The organism is Streptomyces sp. NPDC023723, from assembly GCF_040639815.1.
Lineage (GTDB): Bacteria > Actinomycetota > Actinomycetes > Streptomycetales > Streptomycetaceae > Streptomyces.
This window is the reverse complement of record NZ_JBFAAP010000116.1, coordinates 1-3,818: the sequence shown is the minus strand read 5'-3', so window position 1 is coordinate 3,818 and position 3,818 is coordinate 1. Positions and strand designations below refer to the sequence as shown.

The window sequence follows — 3,818 nt, the reverse complement described above, 5'->3', positions numbered from 1 at the left end:
AGGCGGCAGCCGAGGGCGGGTTCCAGGCGGCGGGCGGCCGATTCGCTGTACTTGGCGCCGCCCACCAGCACCAGCTCCAGACTCGACAGGTCGTGGCCGCCGTGCGCCGCGGCCTCCGTCCACACCAGGGCCAGCGGCGGCACCAGGCCCGTCATGGTGACCCGCTCGGACTCGATCAGCCCGAACGCGGTGGCCGGACCGGGGTTCTGGCACAGCACGGCGGTGCCGCCCGCGTACAGCACGCCGAGCCAGCCCGGTGAGCTCATCGGGAAGTTGTGCGCGGCGGGCAGCGCGACCAGGAACCGGGTGTCGCCGTCCACCCCGCAGATCTCGTTGGAGCCGCGCACCGAGTACAGGTAGTCGTCGTGGGTGCGCGGGATCAGCTTGGGCACACCGGTCGTGCCGCCGGAGAGCTGGAGGAACGCCAGCTCGTGCGGCTCGGGCCCGTCGAACGGCCCGGACGGCTCGCACGGCACCTCGGCCAGCGGGGTGTGCTCGCCCGGGTCGCCGACCACGAACACGTGCTTCAGGCCGGCCGTGCGCTCGCGGACCAGACCGGCGAGTGACCGGTGGTCGAACCCGTCGTGCCGGTCCGGCACGACGTACGCGACCGCCTCGGTGAAGGCGCAGAAGTAGCCGATCTCCGTCTCGCGGTGCGCGGGCAGCGCGTACACCGGCAGCGCGCCGATCCGGAACAGCGCGAAGACCACCTCGAAGAACTCGCCCACGTTGGGCAGTTGCACGACGACCCGGTCGCCGCGTCCGATCCCGCGCGCCAGGAATCCGGCGGCCAGCCGGTCGGCCCGCTGGTCCAGCTCCCGGTAGGTCCAGGTACGGCGCTCGGGGGCCGGGTCGATCAGGGCGATCCGGTCGGGGTGGGCGGCGGCGCGCTCGCGGAGCACGGAGCCGAGGGTCTCGCCGCGCCAGTGGCCGGCCGCGCGGTAGCGCTCGGCGAACTCGGCGGGCCAGGTGGGGGAGTCCACACCGGGAGTGAGGGTCACAGGAAAGCTCCAACAGCGTGCGGGAACGTACGGAACGTGGCGGCTCGGTACTCCGGCCCGGTGGAACGCCGGTTCAACTTAGGCGAGCCTCACCATAGCTTTCCGTCCCGGGCCGGTCCACGGGGCGTCGTGCGGCTGTTGGCGGAGCGTTCGATATCCGGTACCCGGCGCGCAAGCCTGTCGTTCTCGAACCCTCGGTAGCGTGCGCCCGTTCGAACAAGATTGAACAAGAGCGAGCGCAAGAGCGAGCACGGGAGCGACCCCAATGGCCAGACCCACCGACGCGCACACCCCCGGCTGCGCGTGCCCCGTCACCGCGGACCCCGACGGCGACGGCGTCGCCGCGTCGAGCCGCCGCACCTTCCTCCAGCGGGCGACCGCGCTCGGCGCGGGCGCGGCCGTGCTGCCGGCGGCGGCCGCGGCACCCGTGTACGCGGACGACGACCCCTACGCCCGGACCACGACCGCCCGCGAGCCGCGCGGCACCTGGCGCCCTGACCCGGACGACCCCCGGTTCACCGTCGTGGTGATGCCCGACACCCAGTACATGTTCGACCAGGACCGCATCCACCCGGCCCCGGTGGCGGCGTCCTTCCGCTGGGTCCTGGACCCGCGGGGCCGCGCGGGCGGCAACGACGAGAACATCGTCTTCCTGGCCCACCTGGGCGACGTGACCAACAACGGCCTCGCCGAGGAGTACGCCGCCGCCACCGAGGTGTTCGACCTGCTGGACCGGGCGGGCGCCTCCTACGGCGTGCTGGCCGGCAACCACGACGTCGGCGACGACGACCAGCGCGGCGACACCCCGTACCTGGACACCTTCAGCGTCGCCCGGGCGAAGCAGCGGCCCAGTCACCACGCCTCCAGCCCCGACGGCTACAACACCGCGCACATCTTCCGGGCCGGCGGCCGCGAGTGGCTGCTGCTGGCCCTGGACTGGCGGCTCTCGGAGTCCGGCTTCGCCTGGGCCAACGCTGTCATCGCGGACAACCCGACGCTGCCGGTGATCGTCACCACCCACGAGATCGTCGGCTCCTACGACGACGGCACGGCCGGCCTGTCCGAGTACGGGCAGCAGCTGTGGGACGGGCTCATCAAGGGCAACGACCAGATCTTCCTCACCCTCAACGGGCACTACTGGCCGCCCGGCAGCACCGTCCTGAAGAACGACGCCGGGCACGACGTGTACCTGCACATCACCAACTACCAGGACCGGTACTACGGCGGCGCCGGCATGATCCGCTCGTACCGCTTCGACCTGGACCGGGGCCGGATCGACGTGGCCACCTTCTCCCCGTGGATCCGCGAACTGGCGGCCGCCGAGGAGCTGAACGCGCTGGCCGCGCAGGAGCTGGAGCTGACCTCCGCCGTCGACCGCTTCTCGATGGAGATCGACTTCGACGCGCGGTTCGCCGGCTTCGCGCCGGTGCCGGCCCGGGGAGCCCGCCCGGCCCGCCGGATGCTGCTGCCCGGCACGCTCGCCTACTGGCGGTTCGACGAGGGCCGGGCCGGCACCGACGTCACCGCCGGCACGGTGGTCAAGGACCAGACCGGCAACGGCAACGACCTCGAACTGCGCACCGTCCCCGGCACCCCGGCCCACGCCCTGGTCCGCACCGACGACCACCACCCCGACCAGCCGGGCCACGCGAGCCTGGTCTTCGCCGGGCAGGGCAACCCGGTCAGCGGCAGCTACCTGCGCACGGTCGACAAGGCCCCGGTCAACCGCGAGACGTTCGCGCACGGCTACACCTTCGAGGTCTTCTTCAAGGTGCCCGCCGACTGGGACGGCGGTCGCAACGGCTGGTCGGCGATGCTCAGCCGGGCCGGCACGGCCGCCGCCGCCGGCAAGAACGGACCCACCGCCACCGCGGAGGAGCCCGTCCTCAACCTCGGTCTGTCCAGCTCCATCGAACTCCAGTGGAACGCCTACCCGCTCAACCAGGACGGCGCCACCACCGCCTGGAGCCACCTGCTCCAGAAGGAACAGTGGTGGCACGTCGCCGTCGTCAACGACGGCCGGACCAGCAAGCTCTACGTCGACGGTTGCGAGGAGGGCCGCAACCCCACCAGCAGGGCCGTCGGCCTGACCGCCCTCGGCCTGCCGTTCCTGCTGGGCGGCTACCAGTGGGCCGACGCGGTCAGCCAGGTGTTCCACGGCACCATCGGCGACGTACGGATCAGCGGCCGGGCGCTGACGCCGGACCAGTTCATGAACGCCTAGGGGGCTTCCGCGCGGGCCGGCGTCCATGGGCGGGCGGGAGCAGGAGAGGCGCGGGTCGACGGGGGTGGCGGACCGTCAGACGTCCGCCGACTTCCGCAGCGCCTGCCAGGTCCGCGGCCCGACCACTCCGTCCGGGTTCAGTCCCGCGCCCTTCTGGAAGGCGACCACCGCACCGTGGGTGAGCGGCCCGAAGTCGCCGTCCACCGCGCCGACCTCGGTGATGCCGTGCAGATGCCGCAGCAGACACTGGAGCTCCCGCACCTGGCTGCCGCCGTCGCCCCGCTGGACGGTGAAGTCCCAGGTGCCGCTCCAGCCCGCGGTGTAGCCGCGGCCGTGCGTCTCGTCCTCGTAGACGCCGGGTTTCTCGCAGGTGGGCGGGGCCGCCGACACCGGGCCGCCCGGGTCCCGCAGGGTGTACGCCATGGTCGCCGCCGTGCCCAGCAGGGCCGCCGCCGACACCGCCACCAGGGCCGGCCGCCCCCCCCCCCCGGGCCCCCCCCGCCGCACCCCGGCCGACGGAGCGGCGCCCCCCCCCCCCACCCCCAGCCGCCACAGCGCCACCGTGGCGGCCCCTAAGGCGCGGGTGGGGGCGC

The 3,818-nt window shown here is 73.4% G+C and carries 3 protein-coding genes; 1 reads left to right on the top strand and 2 read right to left on the bottom strand.

The annotated features are described in order from the left end of the window. Positions 1-1,001: AMP-binding protein (locus tag AB0G32_RS40195; protein WP_361175988.1), on the bottom strand; the 1,001-nt coding region annotated here is incomplete at its 3' end. Between the two features lie 265 nt (positions 1,002-1,266). Between AB0G32_RS40195 and AB0G32_RS40190 the strand changes: the two genes are divergently transcribed. Continuing rightward, positions 1,267-3,225 carry a LamG-like jellyroll fold domain-containing protein gene (locus AB0G32_RS40190; RefSeq protein WP_361175985.1) on the top strand — a complete coding sequence of 653 codons (1,959 nt, stop codon included), beginning with the start codon at positions 1,267-1,269 and terminating at the stop codon, positions 3,223-3,225. Between the two features lie 75 nt (positions 3,226-3,300). Here the strand turns inward: AB0G32_RS40190 and AB0G32_RS40185 are convergent, their stop codons facing one another. Further along, on the bottom strand, positions 3,301-3,684 hold the full coding sequence (locus AB0G32_RS40185; protein WP_361175982.1) for a peptidoglycan-binding domain-containing protein: 384 nt from the start codon (positions 3,682-3,684) through the stop codon (positions 3,301-3,303). Positions 3,685-3,818 lie beyond the last annotated feature (134 nt).

Excerpts from the sequence above, each read along its gene's own strand:
- AB0G32_RS40190 (WP_361175985.1), top strand. The coding sequence starts at position 1,267 with ATGGCCAGACCCACCGACGCGCACACCCCCGGCTGCGCGTGCCCCGTC.